At 68.2% G+C, this 23,895-nt stretch carries 34 protein-coding genes; 28 read left to right on the forward strand and 6 right to left on the reverse strand.

Annotated elements, in window-relative coordinates; all coding sequences use genetic code 11:
* Position 1: 1 nt before the first annotated feature.
* The 23 genes from ACQUQ0_RS09725 (at position 2) to ACQUQ0_RS09835 (ending at position 14,953) form a co-directional block, all read left to right on the forward strand.
* On the forward strand, positions 2-472 hold the full coding sequence (locus tag ACQUQ0_RS09725) for a 50S ribosomal protein L22 (RefSeq protein ID WP_372390915.1): 471 nt from the start codon (positions 2-4) through the stop codon (positions 470-472).
* Positions 472-1,401, forward strand: coding sequence for a 30S ribosomal protein S3 (locus ACQUQ0_RS09730; protein ID WP_435184838.1), 930 nt, complete (start codon positions 472-474; stop codon positions 1,399-1,401). The genes ACQUQ0_RS09725 and ACQUQ0_RS09730 overlap by 1 nt, the downstream gene beginning before the upstream one ends.
* Entirely contained in the window at positions 1,401-1,613 is a 213-nt protein-coding gene (rpmC, locus tag ACQUQ0_RS09735) for a 50S ribosomal protein L29 (RefSeq protein WP_435184839.1), read from the forward strand. The genes ACQUQ0_RS09730 and rpmC overlap by 1 nt, the downstream gene beginning before the upstream one ends.
* Positions 1,614-1,620: 7 nt before the next feature.
* Positions 1,621-2,151 carry a ribonuclease P protein component 1 gene (locus ACQUQ0_RS09740; RefSeq protein WP_435184840.1) on the forward strand — a complete coding sequence of 177 codons (531 nt, stop codon included), beginning with the start codon at positions 1,621-1,623 and terminating at the stop codon, positions 2,149-2,151.
* The gene (locus ACQUQ0_RS09745; RefSeq protein ID WP_372390919.1) at positions 2,142-2,468 is read left to right on the forward strand and encodes a 30S ribosomal protein S17; all 327 of its coding nucleotides are present in this window, start codon (positions 2,142-2,144) and stop codon (positions 2,466-2,468) included. The genes ACQUQ0_RS09740 and ACQUQ0_RS09745 overlap by 10 nt, the downstream gene beginning before the upstream one ends.
* Complete coding sequence (locus ACQUQ0_RS09750) at positions 2,468-2,866, forward strand: 50S ribosomal protein L14 (RefSeq protein WP_121569963.1); 399 nt, start codon at positions 2,468-2,470, stop codon at positions 2,864-2,866. Before ACQUQ0_RS09745 ends, ACQUQ0_RS09750 begins: the two co-directional genes overlap by 1 nt.
* 12 nt (positions 2,867-2,878) lie before the next feature.
* Positions 2,879-3,235 (forward strand): 50S ribosomal protein L24, encoded by a 357-nt coding sequence (gene rplX / locus ACQUQ0_RS09755; RefSeq protein WP_372390923.1) that lies wholly within the window; start codon positions 2,879-2,881, stop codon positions 3,233-3,235.
* Positions 3,232-4,008, forward strand: coding sequence for a 30S ribosomal protein S4e (locus ACQUQ0_RS09760; protein WP_435184841.1), 777 nt, complete (start codon positions 3,232-3,234; stop codon positions 4,006-4,008). Before rplX ends, ACQUQ0_RS09760 begins: the two co-directional genes overlap by 4 nt.
* Positions 4,005-4,538, forward strand: a complete 534-nt coding sequence (locus ACQUQ0_RS09765) for a 50S ribosomal protein L5 (protein ID WP_435184843.1) — start codon at positions 4,005-4,007, stop codon at positions 4,536-4,538. Before ACQUQ0_RS09760 ends, ACQUQ0_RS09765 begins: the two co-directional genes overlap by 4 nt.
* Positions 4,535-4,711, forward strand: coding sequence for a 30S ribosomal protein S14 (locus tag ACQUQ0_RS09770; protein WP_372390930.1), 177 nt, complete (start codon positions 4,535-4,537; stop codon positions 4,709-4,711). The genes ACQUQ0_RS09765 and ACQUQ0_RS09770 overlap by 4 nt, the downstream gene beginning before the upstream one ends.
* A 2-nt stretch (positions 4,712-4,713) precedes the next feature.
* Positions 4,714-5,106 carry a 30S ribosomal protein S8 gene (locus ACQUQ0_RS09775; protein WP_372390932.1) on the forward strand — a complete coding sequence of 131 codons (393 nt, stop codon included), beginning with the start codon at positions 4,714-4,716 and terminating at the stop codon, positions 5,104-5,106.
* A 4-nt stretch (positions 5,107-5,110) separates the two neighbouring features.
* Complete coding sequence (locus tag ACQUQ0_RS09780; protein WP_435184844.1) at positions 5,111-5,647, forward strand: 50S ribosomal protein L6; 537 nt, start codon at positions 5,111-5,113, stop codon at positions 5,645-5,647.
* Between the two features lie 3 nt (positions 5,648-5,650).
* Positions 5,651-6,385 carry a 50S ribosomal protein L32e gene (locus ACQUQ0_RS09785; protein ID WP_435184845.1) on the forward strand — a complete coding sequence of 245 codons (735 nt, stop codon included), beginning with the start codon at positions 5,651-5,653 and terminating at the stop codon, positions 6,383-6,385.
* A complete protein-coding gene (locus ACQUQ0_RS09790; RefSeq protein WP_372390939.1) occupies positions 6,382-6,837 on the forward strand; it encodes a 50S ribosomal protein L19e in 456 nt (151 codons plus the stop codon). Before ACQUQ0_RS09785 ends, ACQUQ0_RS09790 begins: the two co-directional genes overlap by 4 nt.
* Positions 6,837-7,391 carry a 50S ribosomal protein L18 gene (locus tag ACQUQ0_RS09795; protein ID WP_435184846.1) on the forward strand — a complete coding sequence of 185 codons (555 nt, stop codon included), beginning with the start codon at positions 6,837-6,839 and terminating at the stop codon, positions 7,389-7,391. The genes ACQUQ0_RS09790 and ACQUQ0_RS09795 overlap by 1 nt, the downstream gene beginning before the upstream one ends.
* Positions 7,388-8,041, forward strand: a complete 654-nt coding sequence (locus tag ACQUQ0_RS09800) for a 30S ribosomal protein S5 (RefSeq protein WP_372390943.1) — start codon at positions 7,388-7,390, stop codon at positions 8,039-8,041. The genes ACQUQ0_RS09795 and ACQUQ0_RS09800 overlap by 4 nt, the downstream gene beginning before the upstream one ends.
* The gene (locus ACQUQ0_RS09805) at positions 8,041-8,505 is read left to right on the forward strand and encodes a 50S ribosomal protein L30 (protein ID WP_435184848.1); all 465 of its coding nucleotides are present in this window, start codon (positions 8,041-8,043) and stop codon (positions 8,503-8,505) included. Before ACQUQ0_RS09800 ends, ACQUQ0_RS09805 begins: the two co-directional genes overlap by 1 nt.
* Positions 8,502-9,005, forward strand: a complete 504-nt coding sequence (locus tag ACQUQ0_RS09810) for an uL15m family ribosomal protein (protein ID WP_435184850.1) — start codon at positions 8,502-8,504, stop codon at positions 9,003-9,005. The genes ACQUQ0_RS09805 and ACQUQ0_RS09810 overlap by 4 nt, the downstream gene beginning before the upstream one ends.
* 3 nt (positions 9,006-9,008) lie before the next feature.
* The gene (secY, locus tag ACQUQ0_RS09815; RefSeq protein WP_435184851.1) at positions 9,009-10,478 is read left to right on the forward strand and encodes a preprotein translocase subunit SecY; all 1,470 of its coding nucleotides are present in this window, start codon (positions 9,009-9,011) and stop codon (positions 10,476-10,478) included.
* A 138-nt stretch (positions 10,479-10,616) separates the two neighbouring features.
* The gene (locus tag ACQUQ0_RS09820; RefSeq protein WP_435184852.1) at positions 10,617-11,810 is read left to right on the forward strand and encodes a hypothetical protein; all 1,194 of its coding nucleotides are present in this window, start codon (positions 10,617-10,619) and stop codon (positions 11,808-11,810) included.
* A gap of 5 nt (positions 11,811-11,815) precedes the next feature.
* Positions 11,816-12,487: an ABC transporter ATP-binding protein gene (locus ACQUQ0_RS09825; protein ID WP_435184853.1), complete on the forward strand. Its 672-nt coding sequence runs from the start codon at positions 11,816-11,818 to the stop codon at positions 12,485-12,487.
* Positions 12,484-13,629, forward strand: coding sequence for an ABC transporter permease (locus ACQUQ0_RS09830; RefSeq protein ID WP_435184854.1), 1,146 nt, complete (start codon positions 12,484-12,486; stop codon positions 13,627-13,629). Before ACQUQ0_RS09825 ends, ACQUQ0_RS09830 begins: the two co-directional genes overlap by 4 nt.
* 70 nt (positions 13,630-13,699) lie before the next feature.
* The gene (locus tag ACQUQ0_RS09835; protein ID WP_435184855.1) at positions 13,700-14,953 is read left to right on the forward strand and encodes a tRNA (N(6)-L-threonylcarbamoyladenosine(37)-C(2))-methylthiotransferase; all 1,254 of its coding nucleotides are present in this window, start codon (positions 13,700-13,702) and stop codon (positions 14,951-14,953) included.
* A gap of 11 nt (positions 14,954-14,964) precedes the next feature.
* On the opposite strand, the gene ACQUQ0_RS09840 is transcribed toward ACQUQ0_RS09835, so the two are convergent.
* The 5 genes from ACQUQ0_RS09840 to ACQUQ0_RS09860 form a co-directional block, all read right to left on the reverse strand.
* Positions 14,965-15,957 carry a cation diffusion facilitator family transporter gene (locus ACQUQ0_RS09840; protein ID WP_435184856.1) on the reverse strand — a complete coding sequence of 331 codons (993 nt, stop codon included), beginning with the start codon at positions 15,955-15,957 and terminating at the stop codon, positions 14,965-14,967.
* A 175-nt stretch (positions 15,958-16,132) separates the two neighbouring features.
* A complete protein-coding gene (locus ACQUQ0_RS09845; RefSeq protein ID WP_435184857.1) occupies positions 16,133-16,711 on the reverse strand; it encodes an HIT family protein in 579 nt (192 codons plus the stop codon).
* A complete protein-coding gene (gene map / locus ACQUQ0_RS09850) occupies positions 16,708-17,601 on the reverse strand; it encodes a type II methionyl aminopeptidase (protein ID WP_435184858.1) in 894 nt (297 codons plus the stop codon). Before map ends, ACQUQ0_RS09845 begins: the two co-directional genes overlap by 4 nt.
* A 60-nt stretch (positions 17,602-17,661) precedes the next feature.
* The gene (locus ACQUQ0_RS09855; protein ID WP_435184859.1) at positions 17,662-18,309 is read right to left on the reverse strand and encodes an alpha/beta hydrolase; all 648 of its coding nucleotides are present in this window, start codon (positions 18,307-18,309) and stop codon (positions 17,662-17,664) included.
* The gene (locus ACQUQ0_RS09860) at positions 18,306-19,307 is read right to left on the reverse strand and encodes a ring-cleaving dioxygenase (protein WP_435184860.1); all 1,002 of its coding nucleotides are present in this window, start codon (positions 19,305-19,307) and stop codon (positions 18,306-18,308) included. Before ACQUQ0_RS09860 ends, ACQUQ0_RS09855 begins: the two co-directional genes overlap by 4 nt.
* A gap of 116 nt (positions 19,308-19,423) precedes the next feature.
* On the opposite strand from ACQUQ0_RS09860, the gene ACQUQ0_RS09865 reads away from it, so the two are divergent.
* Positions 19,424-19,825, forward strand: a complete 402-nt coding sequence (locus ACQUQ0_RS09865) for a winged helix-turn-helix transcriptional regulator (RefSeq protein WP_372391630.1) — start codon at positions 19,424-19,426, stop codon at positions 19,823-19,825.
* Between the two features lie 12 nt (positions 19,826-19,837).
* Here the strand turns inward: ACQUQ0_RS09865 and ACQUQ0_RS09870 are convergent, their stop codons facing one another.
* Entirely contained in the window at positions 19,838-20,497 is a 660-nt protein-coding gene (locus ACQUQ0_RS09870; RefSeq protein ID WP_435184861.1) for a DsbA family oxidoreductase, read from the reverse strand.
* Positions 20,498-20,737: 240 nt separating this feature from the next.
* Here ACQUQ0_RS09870 and icd point away from each other — a divergent pair, with 240 nt between their 5' ends.
* The 4 genes from icd (at position 20,738) to ACQUQ0_RS09890 (ending at position 23,806) form a co-directional block, all read left to right on the forward strand.
* Positions 20,738-22,000: an isocitrate dehydrogenase (NADP(+)) gene (gene icd, locus ACQUQ0_RS09875; protein WP_435184862.1), complete on the forward strand. Its 1,263-nt coding sequence runs from the start codon at positions 20,738-20,740 to the stop codon at positions 21,998-22,000.
* 72 nt (positions 22,001-22,072) lie between these two features.
* A complete protein-coding gene (locus tag ACQUQ0_RS09880) occupies positions 22,073-22,240 on the forward strand; it encodes a hypothetical protein (RefSeq protein ID WP_372390972.1) in 168 nt (55 codons plus the stop codon).
* A gap of 5 nt (positions 22,241-22,245) precedes the next feature.
* Complete coding sequence (locus tag ACQUQ0_RS09885) at positions 22,246-22,602, forward strand: amphi-Trp domain-containing protein (protein ID WP_435184863.1); 357 nt, start codon at positions 22,246-22,248, stop codon at positions 22,600-22,602.
* A gap of 70 nt (positions 22,603-22,672) precedes the next feature.
* Positions 22,673-23,806, forward strand: coding sequence for a Gfo/Idh/MocA family protein (locus ACQUQ0_RS09890; protein WP_435184864.1), 1,134 nt, complete (start codon positions 22,673-22,675; stop codon positions 23,804-23,806).
* Positions 23,807-23,895: the final 89 nt, after the last annotated feature.

The following is a 23,895-nucleotide window of genomic DNA, read 5'->3' on the forward strand; positions in this document are numbered from 1 at the left end:
CATGGGTATCAACTACAGCGTCGAGGCCGACCCGGAGACCACCGCCAAGGGGATGCTCCGCGAGCGGCCCATCAGCCTGAAGCACAGCAAGGCCATCGCCCGCGAGATCAAAGGGATGACCGTCGAAGACGCCGAGGACTACCTCGAAGACGTCGTCGACGAGAAGCAGTCGGTCCCGTTCCGCCAGCACAACTCCGGCGTCGGACACCGCTCCGACATCGACGGCTGGGACGCGGGCCGCTACCCCGAGAAGGCCTCGAAGGCGTTCCTCGAACTCCTGCACAACGTCGCGTCGAACGCGGACGAGCAGGGGTTCGACGGCCGCTCGATGGTCATCAAGCACGTCGCGCCCCACAAGGTCGGCGAGCGCCAGGGCCGCAAGCCCCGCGCGTTCGGCAGCGCCGACCCGTGGAACACCGTCGAGTGCGACGTCGAACTCATCATCGAGGAACCCGAGGAGGTCGAAGCCTAATGGCCGACGAACACCAGTTCATCGAGGACGGACTGCAGCGCTCGCAGATCGACGAGTTCTTCGCCGACGAGCTCGGTCGCGCCGGCTACGGCGGGATGGACGTCGCGAAGACCCCGATGGGGACCCAGATCGTCCTGAAGGCCGAAAAGCCCGGTATGGTCATCGGCAAGGGCGGCAAGAACATCCGCAAGGTAACCCGCGAACTCGAAGAGCGGTTCGACCTCGACGACCCCCAGATCGACGTCCAGGAGGTCGACGAGCCCGACCTGAACGCCCGCATCGTCGCGGACCGCCTCGCCAACGCCTTAGAGCGCGGCTGGTACTTCCGCAAGGCCGGCCACACCACGATCGACCGCATTATGGAATCCGGCGCCCTCGGCGCCGAGATCGTCCTGAGCGGCAAGGTCACGGGCGCCCGCTCGCGCGTAGAGAAGTTCAACCGCGGCTACATCAAGCACAACGGCGAGCCCGCCCAGGAGATCGTCGACGAGGGTCAGGGCGTCGCCGTGATGAAGCTCGGCACGATCGGCGTGACCGTGAAGATCATCCCGCCGGGCGCAGAGTTGCCCGACGACTTCGAGATCCACGAGGACGTCGACGTCGAGCCCGTCGAGCAGGTCGCCGAGAGCGAGGGCGTCGAGGCCCTCCTCGAAGAGGAACCCGAGGAGGTCCCCGAGGTCGGCGAGGCCGACGAGGACGTCGAGATCCCCGACGAGGAGCCCGAAGAGGTCATCGACGAGGAAGTCGTCGAGGAGGTCATCGACGAGACCGAGGCCGAAGATGACGAGGACGTCGAGGTCCCGACCGAATCGGACGTCGAGGAGGAACTCGACGAACTCGACGAGGACGTCGAGGCCGAGGCCGAGGAGCTCCTCGACGAGATGGAAGAGGCCGACGAGGCCGACGCCGACGAGGAGGCTGACGAATAATGGCGATCCTCTACACCGAAGAGATCCGCGATATGACGCCCGCCGAGCGCGAAGCCGAGCTCGAAGAGCTCGAGACGGAGCTGCTCAACACGCGGGCCGTCCAGGCCGCCGGCGGGGCCCCGGAGAACCCGGGCCGCGTCAACGAGCTGAAGAAGACGATCGCGCGGATCAAGACGATCCAGCAGGAAGAAGGCGACCTCGACGACGAGTAAGATCCCAATGGCACTGACACCCGAGACGCTGACGCGACACGAGCTCAACGGCCTTCGCGTGGCCGTCGTCGACGCGCCCAACCCCGACCTCGTCGGGATCTGCGGCCGCGTCGTCGTCGAGACGATGCAGACCCTGCACGTCGACGTCAGCGACTGCGACGCCGATGCCGAGGCCGCCGAGAGCGCGGCCGCGGCGTCGGCCCGGGTGAAGCAGGTGCCCAAGCAGGGCTCGACCCTGGAGTTCGAGCTTCCCGCGTCCGACGCCGCCTCGGACGACCCGTCCGGAGGGGGCGACGCGCGGGGACGCGGAAGCGACGAACACGAACGCGGAGACGAACGCGAACGCACAGATGAAGCCGCCGACGCCGCGAAGGCGTCGGGGACCGCGTCCGAACTTCGGTCGGATACTGCCGGCGGATTCGATGCCGGTCAGTCTGGCCGTTGCGAGGGCGCGGCCTACGTTACGGTGGATGGCACACGTCTGCTCTCACGACCCGCCTTGCGGACCGAGAAGGCAGGTGACACACTATGGCGATAGGACTGAACGTAGAAGCACCGGAGGAGGCCTGCTCCGACGAGAACTGTCCGTTCCACGGGACACTTTCCGTGCGCGGACAGACGCTCGAGGGCACGGTCGCCTCCACCGACATGGAGAAAACCGTCATCGTGGAGCGTGAATACGACGTTCACGTTCCCAAGTACGACCGCTACATGAAGCGGCGTAGTCGCATTCCGGCTCACGCACCCCCGTGCGTCGAGCTCGAGGAGGGCGACACGGTGCGCATCGCAGAGACCCGACCGCTGTCGAAGACCAAGGCTCACGTCGTGGTCGAGACCCTCGGAGGTGAGGAGTGATGGAGGCGCTGAAAGCCGACGTCACGAAAGGCCTCGAACGGGGCTCGCTCATCACGTGCGCGGACAACACCGGCGCACGCGAGCTGAAGGTCATCAGCGTGAAGGGCTACTCAGGAACAAAGAACCGACACCCCAAGGCGGGCATCGGCGACCAGGTCACCGTCTCGGTGACCAAGGGGACGCCCGAGATGCGCCGCCAGGTGCTCGAGGCCGTCATCGTCCGCCAGCGGAAGCCGATCCGCCGGCCGGACGGGACGCGCGTGAAGTTCGAGGACAACGCCGCCGTCATCATCGACGAGATGGAGGAGCCTCGCGGGACCGAGATCAAGGGTCCCATCGCGCGCGAAGTGGCAGAGCGCTTCGGGAGCATCGCCTCGACGGCGACGATGATCGTTTGAGGTGAGCACAGCATGACAAAGCAACCACGCAAACAGCGAACACGGACGCAGAACGCGCCCCTACACGAGCGGCAGGACCAGGTCCGCTCGACGCTGGCCGACGACCTCCGCGAGGAGTACGGCCAGCGCAACGTTCGCGTCAACGCGGGCGATACCGTCGAGGTGCTCCGCGGCGACTACGCCGGCACGGAAGGCGAAGTCGTCGAGGTGGACCTCCGGGAGATGGCCGTCTACGTCGAGGACGTGACGGTCGAGAAGGCCGACGGCGAGGAAGTGCCTCGTCCGCTCGACGCCTCGAACCTCCGCGTGACCGAACTGGACCTGGAAGATGACCGCCGCGAGGCGCGACTCACGGAGGACAACGAATGACGCGACACCAGAAGCGACTGTCGGCACCGAACGCCTGGCCGGTCGAGCGGAAGACCCAGACGTTCACGGTCAAGGCCGGCGCGGGTCCGCACGGCGAGGCGGGGGTTCCCCTGCTCGTCATCCTGCGGGACGTGCTCGGCTACGCCGACTCGAGGAAGGAGGCGCGCTACGCGCTGAATCAGGGCACGGTCCTGATCAACGGCGACGCCGTCTCCGACGAGGAGCGCCCGGTGGGGATGTTCGACATCCTCGCGTTCACCGAGCGCGAAGAGTACTACCGGGTCTTCCCCGACGAGGGCGGTCGGCTCGCGCTGACGCCGATCGACGCCGACGCGGCGGGCAGCCGCCTCGGCAAGATCGTGAGCAAGCAGGAGGTCGCGGGCGGCGCGACCCAGCTGACGCTCCACGACGGCTCGAACGTCCGCGTCGACGACGCCGGCGAGTACAGCACGAAGGACTCGCTCGTCGTCGGCAACGAGGACAAGGAGATCGTCGCGCACTTCCCCTACGAGGAGGGCGCGCTGGTCACCGCGGTCGACGGGACCCACTCCGGCGAGATCGGCACGGTCGAGGAGATCACCGTCACCGCCGGCAGCGGCGACAACACCGTCATCGTCGACGGCGGCGACGCGACCTTCGAGACGATCGAGGACTACGTCGTCGTGATCGACGAGAACTTCGTCGAGGACGACGAGGCCGAGTCGGCAGACGAACCGGACGAATCGGACGACGTCGAGGACGACGAAGCCGACGCCGGAGGTGACGACGAATGAGCAGTGAAGCCGACAGCGAAGCCGGATTCCACGAGATGCGCGAACCGCGCATCGAGAAGGTAGTCGTCCACATGGGCGTCGGCGAGGGCGGTCGCGAGCTCGCGAACGCCGAGGAGATCCTCGAAGAGATCGCCGGCCAGGAGGCCGTCCGCACGACGGCCACGCGCGCCGCGACGCAGTTCGGCGCCCGCACCGGCGACCCGGTCGGCGCGAAGGTCACCCTCCGCGGCGACCGCGCCCACGACTTCCTGGAGACGGCGCTTCCGATCGCGGACGTCAGCGGGCGGCAGTTCGACGACACCGGCAACTTCAGTTTCGGCGTCGAGGAACACACCGAGTTCCCGTCCCAGGAGTACGACCCCCAGATCGGGATCTACGGGCTGGACGTGACGGTCAACCTCGTCCGTCCGGGCTACCGCGTCTCGAAGCGCGACAAGGCGTCGCGCTCGATTCCGGAGTCGCACCGCCTGACGCCCGAGGACGCCATCGCGTTCCTCGAAGACGCCTTCGACGTGGAGGTCACCAAATGAGCGAATCAGAGACAGAACAGACGGGCGAGCACGCGAGTCGGCGCACGGGACAGACCCACGAGTGCCGCCGCTGCGGCCGCAATCAGGGTCTCGTCGGCAAGTACGAGATCTACCTGTGCCGCCAGTGCTTCCGCGAGGTCGCCCGCGATATGGGATTCAAGAAGTACCGATAACTATGGCAGGAAACGATCCACTGGCCGACGCGCTCGCCGGCGTCGACAACGCCGAGAGCGTGGGCCACCTGTCGCACGAGATACAGCCCGCCTCGAACGTCATCGGCTCCGTCCTCGAGGTCTTCTACGACCGCGGGTACATCGACGGCTTCGAGTTCGTCGACGACGGCAAGGCCGGCCTGTTCGAGGTCGAACTGAACGGCGCGATCAACGAATGTGGCGCCGTCAAGCCCCGCTACTCGGCGGGCGCAGACGAGTTCGAGAAGTGGGAGAAGCGATACCTCCCCGCCCGCGACTACGGGACGCTCATCGTCACGACGAGCCACGGCGTGATGAGCCACTACGACGCCCGCGATCAGGGCATCGGTGGCCAAGTAATCGCCTACGTGTACTGAGACAATGACCAGAGTAGAAATCGAAATTCCGGACGAGGTCTCCGCCGAGGTGTCCAATCTCGATCTGACGGTCGAGGGGCCGAACGGGAGCGTCACGCGGACGCTCTGGTACCCCTCCGTCAGCGTCAGCGTCGAGGACGGCCACGTCGTCATCGCCTCCGAGGAGGCGGACGCCAAGACGAACGCGACCGTCGGGACCTTCGAGAGCCACGTGTCGAATATGATCCACGGGGTCACCGAAGGCTGGGAGTACGAGATGGAAGTCTACTACGCCCACTTCCCGATGCAGGTCAACGTCGAGGGCGACGAGGTCGTCATCGAGAACTTCCTCGGCGAGCGCGCCGAGCGACGGACGCCCATCCGCGGAGACACGGAGGTACAGGTCGACGGCGAGACGGTCACCCTGACGGGCCCCTCGAAAGAGGACGTCGGGCAGACCGCCGCCGACATCGAACAGCTCACTCGCGTGAACGACAAGGACACGCGCGTCTTCCAGGACGGCGTCTACATCACGCAGAAACCCCAGACCGGAGGTGCCTAAGCGATGGCAGAAGACGAAGACGTCGACGCTGAATCCGAGACCGAAGACGCGATCGAGTCGCTCGAAGACATCAGCGGCGTCGGCCCCTCGAAGGCGGACGCGCTGCGCGAGGCCGGCTACGAGACGGTCGACGACGTGAAGGCGGCCAGCCAGTCCGAACTCGCCGACGTCGACGGCGTCGGCAACGCGCTCGCGGCCCGCATCAAGGCGGACGTGGGCGGACTCGAAGTCTCCGAGGAGACCGAGGCCGAAGTCGAAGACGAAAGCGAGGAGGAGACGGCCGACGAGGACGTCGAGACCGAACTCCGCCCCCGCGGCCACGCCGACAAGACGCCCGACCTCGACGAGGAGACGGCGCGCGCGCTCGGCCAGAAGCACCGCGAGGGCAAGCCGGCGTTCCGTCGGCAGAAGTACCACGCCAAGAAGCGCGTGCCCGAATCGTGGCGCAAGCCCCGCGGCAACCTCTCGAAGCAGCGCCGCGGCATCAAGGGCAAGGGCGATATGGTCGAGGCGGGCTTCCGCTCGCCGAAGGCCGCCCGCGGACTCCACCCCTCGGGCTTCGAGGAGGTCCGCGTCCACAACGTCGACGACCTCGAAGGCGTCGACGGCGACACCCAGGCCGTCCGCATCGCCTCGAAGGTCGGCGCGCGCAAGCGCGAACAGATCGAAGAGGAAGCCGAGGACCGCGAGATCCGCGTCCTCAATCCGACCTACGTCGAAGTGGAGGTCGAAGAATGACGGACCTGAAATCACAGAAGCGTATGGCCGCCGACGTCCTCGACGTCGGTAAGGACCGCGTCTGGTTCGATCCCGACGAACAGGCCGAGATCGCGGAGGCCATCACCCGCGAGGACATCCGCGACCTGGTCGACCAGGGGACCATTCGCGCCAAGGACGCGAAGGGCAACTCCAAGGGTCGCGCCCGCGAGCGCGCAGAGAAGCGCGCCTACGGCCACCGCAAGGGCCCCGGCTCCCGCAAGGGGAAGGCCGGCGGCCGGAAGAACTCGAAAGACGAATGGGTCAGCCGCATCCGCGCTCAGCGTCGTCGCCTGAAGGAACTGCGCGACGACGGCCCGCTCAATCCGACGCAGTACCGCGAAGTGTACAACAAGGCGTCGGGTGGCGAGTTCGAGGACGTGGCGCGGCTCGAAGCGTACATCAGAAACAACTACGACGTGGAGATAGAATAATGGCAACAGGACCACGCTACAAGGTGCCGATGCGACGTCGGCGCGAGGTCCGGACGGACTACCACCAGAGGTTGCGCCTGCTGAAATCGGGCAAGCCCCGCCTCGTTGCTCGCGTGAGCAACAACCACATCAGGGCGCAGCTGATCACCCCCGGACCCGACGGCGACGAAACGCACGCGGCCGCGTCCTCCGAGGACCTGGAAGCGTACGGCTGGGAGGCCCCCACGGGCAATCTCCCCAGCGCGTACCTCACGGGCTTCCTCGCCGGGACGCGCGCCGTCGAGGCCGGCCTCGACGAGGCCGTCCTCGACATCGGACTGAACACCGCGACGCCCGGCAACAAGGTGTTCGCGGTGCAGGAAGGAGCGATAGACGCTGGCTTGGAGATCCCCCACAACGAGTCGGTGCTCGCCGACTGGTCGCGCAACCGCGGCGAACACATCGCCGAGTACGCCGAACAGCTCGACGAGCCCCTCTACTCGGGGGACTTCGACGCCACGAAACTCCCTGAGCACTTCGACGACGTGCTCGAACGACTGCAGGAGGACGTATGAGTCAAAGCAACAACGACGGCTGGACGCCGCGCACGCGGCTCGGCCGAATGGTACAGGACGGCGACGTCACCTCGATGGAGCAGGCGCTCAACACGGGCCTGCCCCTGAAGGAACCCGAGCTCGTCGACCAGCTCCTCCCCGGACTGGACGACGAGGTGCTGGACATCAATATGGTCCAGCGGATGACCGACTCCGGTCGCCGGGTGAAGTTCCGCTGTGTCGTCGCCATCGGGAACCGCGACGGCTACCTCGGCTACGCCGAGGCCCGCGACGATCAGGTCGGGTCGGCGATCCAGAAGGCGATCGACGTCGCGAAGCTGAACATCATCTCGGTCGACCGCGGCTCCGGCTCGTGGGAGGACTCCGCCGGCGGCGTCAACTCTCTCACCCGGAAGGCCGAGGGGAAGGCCGGCTCGGTCACCGTCGAAGTGATGCCCGCCCCGCAGGGGCTCGGGCTCGCCGCGGCCGAGACCGTCCGCAACATCCTCGAACTGGCGGGCGTCCAGGACGCCTGGACCCGCTCGAACGGGAACACGCGGACGACGGTCAACCTCGCGAAGGCGACCTACAACGCGCTGAAGAACGCCTCCCAGTCGCGGACGCCCCGACGCGCCGCGGCCAAACAGGCCGAAGCGGAGGTGGACGAGTGATGCAGGCGGTCGTCCAACTGCGCGGCGAAGTCAATATGAGCACGGCGGTCCACGACACGCTCAAGATGCTCAACATCCACCGCGTGAACCACTGCACCTTCGTCCCCGAGACCGAGACGTACCGGGGAATGATCACGAAGGTCAACGACTTCGTCGCTCACGGCGAGCCGAGCGTCGACGCCGTCGAGACGGTGCTCCGCACGCGCGCGGAGCCCGAGCACGGCGACGCCGACGTCGACGAGGCGTGGCTGTCCGAGAACACCGACTACGACTCCTTCGAGGCGCTCGCGGAGGCGCTCGTCGACGAGGAGACGACCCTCAAAGAGCAGGGGCTCTCACCCGTGCTGCGGCTCCACCCGCCGCGCGGCGGCCACCGCGGCCAGAAGCACCCGACGAGCGAGGGCGGTCAGCTCGGCAAGCACCAGACCGAAGAGATCGACGAACTCCTGGAGGCGATGCGATGACGTCGAAGAAGCGACGCCAGCGCGGCTCCCGGACCCACGGCGGCGGCACGCACAAGAACCGGCGCGGCGCCGGACACCGCGGCGGCCGCGGCCGCGCGGGGCGGGACAAACACGAGTTCCACAACTACGAGCCGATCGGCAAACACGGCTTCAAGCGCCCCGAGGACTCCCAGCGGACGGTCGCGGAAGTGAACGTCCGCGAGATCGACGAGGACGCCGCGCTGCTCGCGGCTGACGGCCTCGCCGAGACGGACGGTGACGCCTACCACGTCGACGCTCGGGACGTCGCAGACGACGCCGAGGACGCCGACTTCGTGAAGGTGCTCGGCGGCGGGCAGGTCCGCCAGGAGCTGCACGTCGTCGCCGACGCCTTCACCGACGGCGCCGTCGAGCTCATCGAAGACGCCGGCGGCAGCGTCGAGCTCACAGAGCTCGGCGAGGAGATCGTCGCCGAGGCCGAAGCCGAAGAAGAAAGCGACGACGAAGACGCAGAGGAGTAATCTATGGGATGGAAGGAGGCCGCCGAACCGGTGCTGACGCGGATGCCGTCAGTCGCGCGTCCGGAGGGACACGTCCCGTTCCGCCGGAAGCTCGGCTGGACCGCCGGGATCCTCGTGCTGTATTTCTTCCTGACGAACATCACGCTCTTCGGACTGCAGACGGGCGGTCCGGGCAGCGACTTCTACGGGCAGTTCCGTAGCATCCTCGCCGGCTCGCAGGGGTCGATCCTCCAGCTGGGGATCGGGCCGATCGTCACCGCGAGCATCGTTCTGCAGTTGCTCGGCGGCGCCGACCTCCTGGGGCTCGATACCGACGACCCCCGGGACCAGGTGCTCTACCAGGGCCTCCAGAAGCTGCTCGTGGTCGTGATGATCTGTCTCACTGGGCTGCCGATGGTGTTCGCGGGCAACTTCCTGCCCCCGAGCGAGGCGCTCGCGCAGTCGCTCGGCATCGGTACCGCGGGCGTCCGAGGGATCATCTTCGCGCAGATGTTCGTCGGCGGCGTCCTCATCCTATTCATGGACGAGATCGTGAGCAAGTGGGGCGTCGGGAGCGGCGTCGGGCTGTTCATCATCGCCGGCGTCAGCCAGCAGCTCGTCGCCGGGCTGTTCAGCTGGCAGAGCCTCGGCGGCCAGAGCGGCTTCTTCCCGACGTGGGTCGGTATCATCACCGGCGCCGTCGAGATCGGCTCGCCGCTCACGGCCGGCGGCCTCTCGGACATCTTCCTCGGGCAGGGCCAACTCCTTGCGCTCATCACGACGGTCCTCATCTTCGCGGTCGTCGTCTACGCCGAGAGCGTCCGCGTCGAGATTCCCCTCTCGCACGCGAACGTGAAGGGCGCTCGCGGACGCTTCCCCGTGAAGCTCATCTACGCGAGCGTCCTGCCGATGATCCTCGTCCGCGCCCTGCAGGCGAACCTCCAGTTCCTCGGGCAGATCCTGAACAACTGGTGGGCGGGGATGCCAGCGTGGCTCGGCCAGTACACCCAGGGACAGGTCACCGGCGGCCTGTTCTGGTATATCTCGCCGATCCAGTCCCGCCAGGACTGGATGTGGTTCCTCGGGTTCACCTCCCAGGAGCCCGCCGCCATCGCCGTGCGCGTGCTGATCGATCTGACCTTTATGATCGTCGGCGGCGCGATCTTCGCGATCTTCTGGGTCGAGACGACGGGGATGGGTCCCGAAGCGACCGCCCGACAGATCCAGAACTCGGGGATGCAGATCCCCGGCTTCCGCCGGAACCCGCAGGTGATCGAGAAGGTGATGGAGCGGTACATCCCGCAGGTGACCGTCATCGGCGGCGCCCTCGTCGGACTGCTCGCCGTGCTGGCGAATATGCTCGGCACCATCGGCGGCGTCTCCGGGACGGGGCTGCTGCTTACGGTCTCTATCACGTACAAGCTGTACGAAGAGATCGCCGAGGAGCAGCTGATGGAGATGCATCCGATGATGCGCCAGATGTTCGGCGACTGAGCCGAATCGCCGATCGAATTCCCTTTTCGCGACGCCAGAGATCGCCGCGCCAGTTTCACTGAATCGAAAATTTTGCAAGCCGTGAGTCGAAACGGGGCGTAGAGTACGACGTAGCCCCCACGACGTACGCCCCCAACGATGAATTGGTCCTCCATCCTCCGCGCAGTCGTCGTATCGTTGCTCCTGATCAGCGGTGCCGGCGTCGCCGTGACGCCGGCTGCAGCCGCCCCGGCTGTGCAGATGTCGTCGGTGACGGTGACGCCGGACGATCCCGTCACGGGCGAGCGCGTCTCCATCGAGACGACGATCTCGAACCTCGAAAACAGCGGCGCGACCGTCAGGATCACGGACATCTACGTCCGCGACTCCGGGTCGATCACCGAGTACGCCCGCGTCGAGAACCTCGGCTCCGTCGCGCCCGGCGGGTCGGTGACCGTTCCGGTGTCGACGACGTTCGAGACGCCGGGCCAAAAGCGGCTCACCGTCAACGTGGCCGTCCGGTACGGCGGCGGTTCGTACAGGCACTACACCTACCCGGTCTACGTCGACGTGGAAGCGCCGACGGTGAAAGCCGACCTCGCCGCGACGAGCCAGGCTAACGGCACGGGAACGCGCGTCACCCTCACCAACTACGGGAACACGAACCTCACCGACGTGGAGCTCGTCGCCAGCACCGACGGAGAGGAGATCGAGCGGAACTTCGTCTTCGACGTCGGGCCGGGATCGAGCCGGTCGACCGTCTTCGACACGGACGACGTCGCGGCCGAGCGGATGACGGTCACCGCGCGGTACGCCGCCGCCGGCGAGTCACACACCACGACGCTCGACGTCGACCTCGACGAGGAAGCGCCCGTCCTCGGCGAGATCCGGCTGACGGGGATCGAAGCGACACGGACCGGAAGCGGTCTGCGGATCGAGGGCGACGCCGCCAACCTCGGCACCACCGACGCGGAGTCGGTCCTGGTGCGGATCCCCGACACCGAGACGGTGAGCCCGACCGCGCCCGCCGGCGAGTACTTCGTCGGCGCGGTCGAGGGCAGCGAGTTCGCGACCTTCGAGCTCACCGCGTCGACGCCGCCGAACGCGTCGGTCTCCTCGGTCCCCGTCGAGATCACCTACATCGTCGACAACGAGCGCGTGACGACGACCCAGCGGTTGCAGATAGACCCCGCGCCGGCGATGGCCTTCGGCGCCGGTCAGGCACCCGGCGGAGGCGGTCCTGGCGGCGGGCCGTCCGGCGGCTCGGGTGGGCCCCCGCTGACGCTGATCGGCGGCGCCGTCGCGGTGCTCGTCGTCGTCGGTGGTATCGCGCTCTACCGCTGGCGGCAGTGAGCGCGATGAGCGCGAGCGTCATCGAACTCCACGGCGTGGTGAAGCGCTATCGGAGCGGCGAGGAGACGATCGAGGCGCTGAAAGGCGTCGACTTCACCGCCGACCGCGGCGAGATGGTCACCGTCATCGGCCCCTCCGGCTCCGGCAAGAGCACGATGCTCAATATGATCGGCCTGCTCGATACGCCCTCCGAGGGGACGGTCCACCTCGACGGCCGCGACGTGACCGACTTCTCCGAGGACGAACTCACCGAGGAGCGCCGCTCGGGCATCGGCTTCGTCTTCCAGGCGTTCCACCTGCTGCCGATGCTCACCGCCACCGAGAACGTCGAACTCCCCTCGATGTGGGACACAGACGTCGACCGCCGCGACCGCGCGGTCGACCTCCTGGAGCGCGTCGGCCTCGGCGACCGGCTCGACCACACGCCCGATCAGCTGTCGGGCGGCCAACAGCAGCGCGTCGCCATCGCCCGCGCGCTCATCAACGAACCCGACATCCTCCTCGCCGACGAGCCGACCGGCAACCTCGACCAGGACACCGGCGCGACCATCCTCGACGAACTGACCCGGCTCAAGGAAGAGGAGAACATCGCCATCGTCGCCGTGACCCACGACGAACAGCTGGTGGAGTACGCCGACCGCGAGGTCAACCTCGTCGACGGGGTGATCGGCGAGTGAGCATCGCCGACCTGCTGTGGCGCTTCCCGAGCGTCCAGATGGCCTGGCGGAACCTCGGCCGCAACCGCGTGCGAACGGCGCTGGCGACCCTGGGGATCGTCATCGGCGTCGTCGCGATCGCGTCGCTTGGGATGGCCGGCGTCGCCATCCAACAGCAGGCGACCGCGAACCTCGGCGGGATCGCCGACGAGGTGACGATCAGGCCCGGCGTCGACAGCACCACCGACGGCGTCACCGACGAGCAGGTAGAGCGCATCCGGGACGTCGCCGGCGACGCCGCCGTCGTCCCCCAGAAGTCGAACACCACCACGCTCACCGCGCGGGACGGACAGGAGGCGTTCGTGAGCGTGACCGGGATCACGCAGGCGAGCACGCTGTATGAGGTCTCGACCGGCGACAACCCCGATCGCCTCCAAGCGGGGGCGTTGCTCAGCAACGGGACCGCACAGCGGCTCGGCCTCGAACTCGGCGATCCCGTCGAGTACGACGGCCAGCTCTACCGGATCAGGGGCCTGATCGAGTCCGGCGGCGGCGGCTTCGGCGGCGGCAACGAGCTCGTGCTCCCGCTCTCGGCGCTCGACGAGGACGAGCACTACGACTCGGTGACGATCGTCGCCGCCGACGGCGACGAGGCCCAGCGGATCGCCGACGCCATCGAGACGCGGTTCAACGAGGGCGACGAGGAGATCCTGAGCGTGACGAGCTTCGCGAGCATCCAGGAGAACATCGGGTCGTTCCTGAACACGCTCAATCTGGCACTGATCGGCATCGGCTCGATCTCGCTGGTCGTCGCGAGCGTCGCGATCCTGAACGTGATGCTGATGAGCACGATCGAGCGCCGCGGCGAGATCGGCGTCCTCCGCGCGGTCGGCATCCGCCGCGGCGAGGTCCTGCGGATGATCCTCGCCGAGGCCGCGTTCCTGGGCGTCATCGGCGGGGTCGTCGGCGCCGCGCTGTCGCTGGGAGTCGGCCTCGCCGCCTTCGAGGTCCTGGTCGGCGACGCGACGCTCGTGTTCGGGTGGGCGAGCGCCCGCTATCTCGTCCTCGGCTTCGGCTTCGCGGTCGTCGCCAGCGTGTTGAGCGGGCTGTATCCGGCGTGGAAGGCCGCCAACGATCCGCCCGTCGAAGCGCTGCGGGGGTGAGGGATCGGCCTCCTCTCGTACGCCGAACCGTCGCGCTTTTGCCCGCGGATCCGGTACCTCCACCGACCGAATGGCCCGATACCACATCGAGACGTACGGTTGCACCTCCAACCGCGGCGAGAGCCGGCAGATCGAGAGCGCGCTCCGCGACGCCGGCCACTACCCCGTCGACGGGCCGGAGGCGGCCGACGTCGCCATTATGAACACCTGCACGGTGGTCGAGAAGACGGAGCGCAACATGCTCCGCCGGGCCAAAGAACTCGAATCCGAGACCGCGGACCTGATCATCACCGGCTGCATGGCGCTCGCCCAGGGCGAGGAGTTCCGCGAGGAGGACGTCGACGCGCAGATCCTCCACTGGGACGACGTCCCCGCGGCCGTGACGAACGGCGAGTGTCCCACCCCCGGCCCGGGGACCGAGCCCGTGCTCGACGGCGTCGTCGGCATCCTCCCGATCGCCCGCGGCTGTCTCTCGAACTGTTCGTACTGCATCACGAAGTTCGCGACCGGCCGCGTCGACTCCCCGCCGGTCGAGGAGAACGTCGAGAAGGCCCGCGCGCTGGTCCACGCCGGCGCGAAGGAGCTCCGAATCACCGGCCAGGACACCGGCGTCTACGGCTGGGACGAGGGCGAGCGGAAGCTCCCCGAACTGCTGGACCGGATCTGCACCGAGATCGACGGCGACTTCCGGGTCCGGCTGGGGATGGCCAACCCCGGCGGCGTCCACGGCATCCGCGAGGAACTGGCCGACGTGTACGCGCGCCACGACGAACTCTACAACTTCATCCACCTCCCGGTCCAGTCGGGGTCGGACACGGTGCTGGAGGATATGCGCCGCCAACACCGCGTCGAGAAGTTCGTCGAGATCGTCGAGACCTTCGACCGGAAGTTGGACTACTGGACGCTCTCGACGGACTTCATCGTCGGCTTCCCGACCGAGACCGACGACGACCACGCCCAGAGTATGGCGCTCTTCCGGGAAGTGCGACCCGAGAAGGTGAACATCACGCGCTTCTCGAAGCGACCGGGAACCGACGCCGCGGACTTGAAGGGCCTCGGCGGGTCGGTGAAAAAGGAGCGCTCGAAGGAGATGTCCGAACTGAAGATGGACGTCGTCGCCGAGGCCTACGAGTCGATGGTCGGCGAGACCAGGGAGGTCGTGGCCGTCCGCGAGGGCACCGGCGACTCGGTGAAGTGCCGCGACGAGGCCTACCGGCAGATCATCGTCCAGGACGCCTCGGAACGCGGGATCGAACTCGGCGACACCGTCGAGGTCGAGGTCACGAGCCACCAGACGGTCTACGCGTTCGGCGAGCCGATCTGATCGGCTGCTGATTACGAATTTTCGTCCGTCGTCGCGTCCGCCTCGCTGCTGTCGGCGCCGTCGTTCCCGTCAGCGCCGCGATCGTCGTCGATCCCGGCGAGCCGGTCGGCCTCGGGGTCGGGCTTCCACTCGCCGAGTTCCTTCGGATCGACGTGGACGAACACGTCGTCGACTTCGGGCATCGACCGGACGGCCTCGACGACCTCGGACTCGATGTCGTGGGCCTCGAACAGCGTCATATCGCCCTCGACCTCGATGTGGAGGCTCACGTCCACCTCGGGGCCGACGTAGTGGGCGACGACGTCGTGCGCGCCGCGGACCTCCGGGTGCGCGAGCGCGCGCTCCATGATCTCCCGCCGGAGCTCCTCGGGCGGCGCGGCGCCGACGAGGTAGTTCACGTTGTCGCGGACGATCTCATAGCCCGTGTAGAAGATGCCGAGCGAGACGACCGCGCCCGCGATCGGATCGAGTATCGGCGCTCCGGCGGCCGCGCCGAGGACGCCCACGAGCGCGGCGGCCGCGGTGAGGATGTCGTTGCGGTTGTCGAGCGCGGCGGCGGTCACGGCCGGCGAGTGCCGCTCCTCGCCGATCCGGAGGCAGTAGCGGTAGAGGCCGTACTTCGCGCCCGCGGTGCCGGCGAGGACGACGACCGCCGCCGCGCCGCCGTCGACGCCGTAGGTGCCGTTCAGGACCGAGGTCGTGGCGTTCCAGAGGACCGCGCCGCCGGCGGCGAAGACGCCGACCGCGACGAACAGCGAGACGAACGGCTCGATGCGCTCGTGGCCGTGGGGGTGTTCGAAGTCCGGCGGCTGGGTCGTGAGATAGAGGCCGGCGAGGACGACGATGCTGTAGACGCTGTCGGCGAGGCTGTTGACCGCCTCGGAGCCGACCGCGAGGCTCCCCGAGATCCACCAGACCCCGCCCTTCGCGAGCGCGAGCGCGAGGTTGACGGCGAGGACGATCGCCCCCACGCGGCGGACGACGCGCCTGCGGTCGTCGCTCATCGGTCGTTGGTTTCGGGCGGACGGCTAAGGCGCTTCGGTCCTGTACTACTGTGACTTCCTCGCTGGTGAAGTCGTAAACGCGACAGCGACGACCTCGGAAGCCCCCGCCGTCTCGGGGAAGGCGGCCCCTTCCAGTCCCGCCCGAACGGGATGGGTCAGCAATCGCGCGTCCGACTCAGCCGTCGAAATCGAGCCGGACCGCACGCTCGGGGTCGTCGGCGTACTCCTCGTCGACGGCCGCCGACAGGGACGCGAACGCGTCGTGGAGGCGATCGTAGGTGTCGTCGAGGGCCTCGACGATGACCTTCGTATCGCCGATCACGGGCATAAAGTTCGTGTCGCCGCTCCACCGGGGGACGAGGTGCGTGTGGACGTGGTCGTCGATCGACCCGCCCGCGGCCGACCCGCCGAGGTTCTCGCCCGCGTTGACGCCGTCCGGACCGAGCCCGATCTCCAGGGCGTCGATCGTCGCCACCTTGAGGCGGGCGTGATCGAGCAGTTCGGCGTCCGAGAGCGATCCCCACTCGCCGGCGTGGCGCTCGGGGATGACCATCACGTGGCCCGGATTGTACGGGTAGTTGTTCAGGATCACAAAGGCGTGCTCGCTGCGGGCGACGATCCGGCTCTCCCTATCCGCGTCGCGCTCGGGCAGGACGCAGAACGGACAGCCGTCGACGTCGTCCTCGTCGCCGTCGCGCTCGACCCACTCGATCCGCCACGGCGCGAAGAGCTGGTCCCGGTCGGGCTCGGTCATTCGGTCAGGATCTCACACCCGTCTTCGGTGACGACGACGGTGTGTTCGGCCTGGCTGACCAGTTCGCCGTCGTCCTCCTTCAGCACGGGGTAGCTGTGGAGGATACCCTGCTGTTCGAGGCGGCGCAGCGCCATCTCCGCGCGGGAGCCCTCCAGCCAGCGGGCGGCGAAGGGAAGCGTCTTGTACTCGTCTTTCACCTGATCGAGGACCTGCCGCGCCGAGCGGTTGCGGACCGAGCGGTCGTTTTCCAAACTATAAATCTCCGCGTTCGAGCCCTCCGAGACCTTTCCTCTCCCGGTCGTGGCGAACGGCTCGATCGCGACGACGTCGCCGACTTCGAGTTCGACGCCGCGCTCTGTGCCGCGGTTCGGGATCGTCGGCCCCGTGTGGGCGTCGTACTGGGCGACGCCGTGGCCCGAGAGATTGAGCACGGGCGTGTAGCCGTAGCCGCGGATCACGTCCTCGATCGCAGCGCCGACCTCGCCAGTCTGGACGCCCGGTCCTACGGCCTCAAGCGCGGCGTCGAGCGCCTCCTCGGCGGCCTCGACGAGTTCGGCGTTCCCGGAGAGGTCGACTGTCACGGCCGCGTCGGCGATGTAGCCGTCGACGTGGACGCCGCAGTCCAGACAGACCAGCTCCTCGCCGAACTCGGTGTCGTCGTCGCGGCCGGGCGTCGCGTGGGAGGCCTCCTCGTCGACGCTGATGTTGGCCGGGAAGGCACAGCCGTCGGCGAGCTCGCGGATCCGCTCCTCGGCGAACTCGGCGACCTCCAGGTGGGTGACGCCGGGCTCGACCTTCTCGGCGGCCTCGTCGAGGACCTGCCGGAGGACGCTCCCCGCCTCGCGGTACTTCTCCAGCGTCTCGTCGTCGAGTCCGTCGCTGTCGCTCATACCCGGACAGTCGGCCGAGGCGCCCAAAGAGGTTCCGAACGCTGCGGTTCGGTCGGGGACCTACGCGCCCGCGACCTCGGAGAGCAGGTCGCCGAGGTACTCGATCTCCTCTTCGAAGATGCCGTGGCCGCGGCCGTGGTAGCGGTCGAAGCGCACGTCGGCGCCGAGGCGCTCGAACACCTCGACGGTCGCTTCCGCCCGCGACATCGGAATGTGGGGGTCGTCGTCGCTGACGCCGAGGAAGAACGGCATCCCGTCGACGTCGCCCGCGTAGTCGAAGTCGGTGCCCTCCTCGCCGATGAGCCCACCGGAGAGCAGGACGAGCCCGCCGTAGCGCTCCGGGTCGCGGGCGACGAAGTCCGAGACGAGACACGCCCCCTGCGAGAAGCCCACCAGAACCACCTTCTCGGGCGGGAGCCCGCCCGAGCGGGCCTCGTCGACGGCGCGGCCGACGTGCGCGAGCGCGGAGTCGAGATGGGGTTGGTTCTGCTCGATCGGCGCGACGAAGCGGTTCGGGTACCACGTGCCGCGCTGGGCCTGCGGCGCGACGTAGTGGACGCCCTCGCGGGCGAACTCCTGGGCGAACTGGAGCATCCCGTCGGCGCGCGCGCCGCGGCCGTGGACGAGCACGACCGCCGCGTCCGCCTCCTCGGGCGCGACGCCGGCGGTCCGGATCGGCTGGTCGGCGTGGGGATCGGATCCGCTCATTCGCCGTCACCTCCGTCCGTCGCGGGCGTCGGTCTTTCGGTCTCGTCGCCCTCGATCGATCCGGGCTCTCCGAGCGGCGGCAGCGACGCCTCGATCCGCTCGCGCTCGTCGTCAAGCCACGGCGGGAGCTTGAGTTCCGAGCCGAGTTCCGCGACCGACTCGTCGGCGGTGAACCCCGGCCCGTCGGTGGCGATCTCGAAGAGGATCCCGCCCGGCTCGCGGAAGTAGATCGACTTGAAGTACTGGCGGTCCTTCTGGGGCGTCACGAACTGGCCCGCGTCCTGCAGTTCCTCGCGCCAGGCCAGCTGTTCGTCCTCGTCGGCCGCGCGGAACGCGACGTGGTGGACGGTGCCGACACCGGGGCGGCCCCGCGGCGGTCCCCGGTGGAGGACGTCGACGACCGTCGCGCGGTCGCCGTCTGCGGCGTACCGCACGCGCTCTGCGCCGTCGTCGGGCTCGGTCTCGGAGCCGACGCGCGCGAGTCCGAGCACGTCGAGGACGTTCCCCGTCGCCTCGGGCTCCGCCGAGTGGAGGGTCACGCCGAAGAAGCCGCGGATGCCGTGTTCGGCCGGGACGGGACCCTCCGACCAGGGCTCGATCGGGGAGTCGGCCTCGACCAGTTCGAGCGGCTGGCCGTCGGGGTCCTCGAAGGGGAGGACGCCAGCGCCGAACCGCGTCTCGCGGTCGCCGACGGTCGCGTCCGAGTCGCGGAGGCGGTCTGCCCAGTAGCCGAGGCTCCCCTCGGGGACGGCGAAGGCCGTCGCGACGGCCTGGCCGCGACCCGGCCGGCCCGCGCGGGCCCCGTCGAAGGGGAAGAACGTGAGCGCCGTGCCGGGCGTGCCCGTCTCGTCGCCGTAGTAGAGGTGGTACGTCGTCGTGTCGTCGAAGTTGACCGTGCGCTTGACGAACCGCAGGCCGAGGACCTCGGTGTAGAACGCGAGGTTCGTCTGCGGATCGCCCGCGACGGCGGTGACGTGGTGGATTCCAGTGGTTTGCATGGTGTGGAGGCGAGGAGCGGCGGCGCTTCGCCGCCGACCCGGTATCGCTGTGATACCTATTATAGAGGCGAAAGGGTTTGTACCTTCGCGGACGAACGGGTGACCAGGTGACGCCCGTGTCCCCAGAATCCGACGACGAACCCTGCTCTGTGATCGACTCGCTGGAACAGATCGGCTCGCAGTGGCGCCTGATCGTCCTGCACGACCTCCAGGAGGGCGAAAAGCGGTTCAACGAGCTGAAGCGCTCGACCGACGCCAGTTCGCGGACGCTCTCGCGCGTCCTCGACGACCTCCAGGAGTTGGGCTTCGTCGACCGGCGGCTCGAAGAGGACGCGCCGGTGGCGACGTTCTACTCGCTGACCCCGAAGGGCCGGTCGCTCTGCCCGGTCTTCGACGAGATCGAGGCGTGGGCCGAAGAGTGGCTCGACGCGCCGCCGGCGGGGAACGACCCCGCGACGGTCGCCGCTGACGGCGGCTCAGAGACCGACGACCCGAACGAGACCGAAGCCGCCGAGTAGCGATCGGTTCCCTCACTCGCCTTCGACCAGCCGCCGGAGCTGCTCGGGCGGAACCGCACCGCGGGCGGCGTACCCCTCGTAGACGAACGTCGGAACGCCCGTGATGCCGCGCTGCTGTGCCTCTCGGAACTGCTCGCGGATCGCCGAGCGGCGCTCCTCGTCGGCGAGCGCGTCGCGGACGAAGTCGGCGTCGACGCCCACGTCGGTCGCGAGATCGACCAGCACGTCCTCGGCGCCGATGTCGCGGCCCGCGTGCCACAGCGCCGCGAAGACGGCCTCGTCGAAGTCGAGCCACGTCTCGTAGTCGTGGGCCTCGCGGACGGCCACGGAGACGACCTGCGCGGGCAGGGAGTCGACCTCGGTCGCCAGGTCCAGTTCCATCTCGTCGGCGCCGTACTGCTCTTGGAGCCGGCGGACGTTCTCCTTGGCCTGCTCGTAGTAGGCGTCGTCCTTGCCGTCGTCGGCGTCGTGGTCGATCGTCCCGTCGGGGTTGCGCTTGCCCGACCGGAGGTCGAAGGGGTGCCAGTAGATCTCCAACTCCGCGTCGCGGTCGGCCTGGTAGGCGTCGAGCGATCGGCGGCCCAAGTAGCAGAACGGGCAGACGTAGTCCGAGTAGATCGTGATCACGTCGCTTTCGGCCGCGCTGTCCGGGTCTGTCGTGTCCGTTGACATCGTATGCGACCGGAGGCGGTCCGGACACAAGAACCCGTCCCGCCGTTGCGACCGGTCCGAACACAAGAACCCGTCGCGCCGTTGTGACCGGTCCGAACATCCACACGGAAATGCCATCCGAGTATGCCGGGCGAAACAGCGGAACGACCGCTCACCGCGGCAGAAATTGCGAAATCCGGCGGGCAAGTCGGAACGATAACGGCAGTAATTTAGGCTCGGTACGGAAAGTGCCGGATGTTTATGAGCTACGACAAGGTCGAAGTCCCCGACGCGGGGGAGAAGATCACGCTCGCCGACGCCGAGACCGGGGAGTTGGACGTCCCCGAGACGCCGATCATCCCGATCATTCACGGCGACGGAATCGGAACGGACGTCGGACCCGCCGCACAGAAGGTACTCGACGCCGCCGCGGAGGCCACGGGCCGCTCGGTCGAGTGGATGCGCCTCTACGCCGGCGAGTCCGCCCGCGAGAAGTACGGCGAGAACCTCCCCGACGACACGGTGCAGGCGATCAAGGAGCACCGCGTCGCGATCAAGGGGCCGCTCACGACCCCCGTCGGCGCCGGCTACCGCTCGCTGAACGTCGCGCTCCGGCAGAAGCTCGACCTCTACGCGAACGTCCGCCCGACCTACCACATCGACGGGGTCCCCTCGCCCGTCAAGAATCCCGAGAAGATGGATATGGTGACCTTCCGAGAGAACACCGAGGACGTCTACGCCGGCATCGAGTGGGAGGCCGGCACCGACGAAGTCGAGCAGGTGCGCGAGTTCGTCGAGAGCGAGATGGGCGAAGACGACGTCATCCACGACGGCCCCGTCGGGATCGGCATCAAGCCCATCACGGAGTTCGGCACGAAGCGCCTCGTCCGCGAGGCCATCGAGTACGCCCTGGAGAACGACCGCGACTCGGTCACGCTCGTCCACAAGGGCAACATCATGAAGTTCACCGAGGGCGCGTTCCGCGACTGGGGCTACGAGGTCGCCGAAGAGGAGTACGGCGACGTCGCCATCACCGAAGACGAGCTCTGGGAGGAGTACGACGGCGAGGCCCCCGAGGACCAGCTGGTCGTCAAGGACCGGATCGCCGACAACATGCTCCAGCAGATCCTGACCCGCACCGACGAGTACGACGTCATCGCGACGATGAACCTCAACGGCGACTACATGTCGGACGCCGCCGGCGCGCAGATCGGCGGCCTCGGCATCGCGCCGGGCGCGAACTTCGGCGAGGGCCTCTGTCTGGCCGAGCCGGTCCACGGCTCCGCGCCCAAGTACGCGGGCGAGGACAAGGTCAATCCGACCGCGATGATCCTCTCCGGCCGGCTGATGTTCGAGTACATCGGCTGGAAGGACGCCGGCACGCTCATCCGCGACGCCGTCGAGAAGACCATCTCCGAGGGCGACGTCACCTACGACCTCGAACGGCAGATCGAGGGCGGCAACAAGCTCGCGACCTCGGAGTTCGCCGAGGCCGTCGTCGAGAACATCCACGACCTGGCGTGACCCCCGCCTCTTAGCGGCGAGCCCGACCCCGAACCGCACCCTTTTTGATTTAGGCCGGCCTAAACAGAACCGATGGCCGCCGGTATTCCTTCGCACGTCGAGCCGACGTCGCGGTCGGAGTCGAACCGAGGTCCCGAGATCACCGTCTGCGAGAGTCGTCCCGGTCGGTCGGTCTTTCTCGAATCGGGGAACACGGAGGGGTGGATCGCGAGCGACCTGACGGTCGAGGTTCCCCGGTAGCGACGATGGCCGAGCCACACATCGACGGCGACGGCGACGCCGACACGGAGAGCGAGCCCGACTCAGACCACGAAGCCGGCACCGACGCGGAGCCCGAGCGTACGACGATCAGGACCGGACGGGACTTCGAGGAGTCGTACCGGCTCGACGCCGAGGAGGCCGGCCGGTTTCTGGTCGAACTCGGCGAACAGCTCCGCGACGGCGACGAACTGACGATCGCGACCGACGAGTGGGAGCTTCCCTTCGCGTTCGGCGAGCCCGTCGGCCTGGAAATCGACTTCGAGGGAGTCGGCGAGCCCGAACTCGAAATCGAACTGGAGCTGCCGGGACGCACCGACGAGACGGCGCCCGACGTCGAGTAGCCCGTTTTCGATCGGGTGACCGGGCGGTTTTTTGCGGCTATGCGCAGAGGCGGGCAGTGGGTATGCTCCGATGACACTCGACGTCGGCTTCCTCGGCTACCGGTTTATGGGACAGGCGCACGCCAACGCCCTCGCGCGACTACCGATGTTCTTCCCCGACGCGCCCGCGACGAACCGCGACGTACTCGTCGGGCGCGATGCCGAGGCGCTCGCATCGGCCGCCGACCGCTTGGGCTTCGACCGCTACGCGACCGACTGGCGGGAGGCCGTCGACGAGGTGGACGTCCTCTACAACCTCGGGCCGAACCACCTCCACGCCGAGCCGTCGATCGCCGCGCTCGACGCCGGGACGCACGTCCTCTGCGAGAAGCCGCTCGGGCACACGCTGGACGCGGCCGAGCGGATGGCCGCGGCCGCCCGGAGCTCCGAGGCGACCGCCGGCGTCGCGTTCAACTACCGCTTCGTGCCCGCGATCCGGTACGCGCGGCGCCTCGTCGAGGAGGGCTTCCTCGGCGACCTCCGGCACGTCAGGGCGACTTACCTCCAGGACTGGCTCGTCGATCCCGAGGCGCCCTGGAGCTGGCGCAACGACGAGGAGATGGCGGGTTCGGGCGCGCTCGGTGACCTCGGTGCGCACTCGCTGGACCTCGCGCGGTTCCTGCTGGACGACGACGTGGCGCGCCTGTCGGGGCACCTGCAGACGTTCGTGGACGAGCGGCCGGTCGAAGGGAGCGGCGGCGACGGCGACAGCGACGAATACAGCGACCCGGAGACGCGACCGGTCACCGTCGACGACGCCTACACCGCCCAGGTGGAGTTCGAATCGGGCGCGACGGGGCTGTTCGAGGCCTCGCGGACCGCACTCGGCCGGACGAACGCCAACGAGATCGAACTCAACGGGACCGGCGGATCGATCCGGTTCGACCTCGAACGGCTCAACGAACTGGCGGTCTGCGGTGCGGACGACCGCGGCTTCGAGACGATTCTGGTCACCGACGAGGACGACCCGTACCTCGACCACTGGTGGCCGCCGGGGCACGTCCTCGGCTGGGAGCACACCCACGTCCACGAGAACTACGAGTTCCTCACTGCGGTCGCGGGCGACGGCTCGTTCGCGCCCGACTTCCGGGACGGACTCGAGATCCAGCGGCTGCTCGACGCGATCCAGCGGAGCGACGAGCGCGGCGAGTGGGTGTCGGTGTGAACAGGAGGCTGGGAGGTCGCTCCGCGTAGTCGGAGGAAGGATTGCGGTAGCCGATCCAGGACCCACATCGGGCAGGACTGGAAGGGGCC

Origin of the sequence: Halobellus sp. EA9 (genome assembly GCF_051195055.1) — an archaeon.
GTDB lineage: Archaea > Halobacteriota > Halobacteria > Halobacteriales > Haloferacaceae > Haloquadratum > Haloquadratum rubicundus.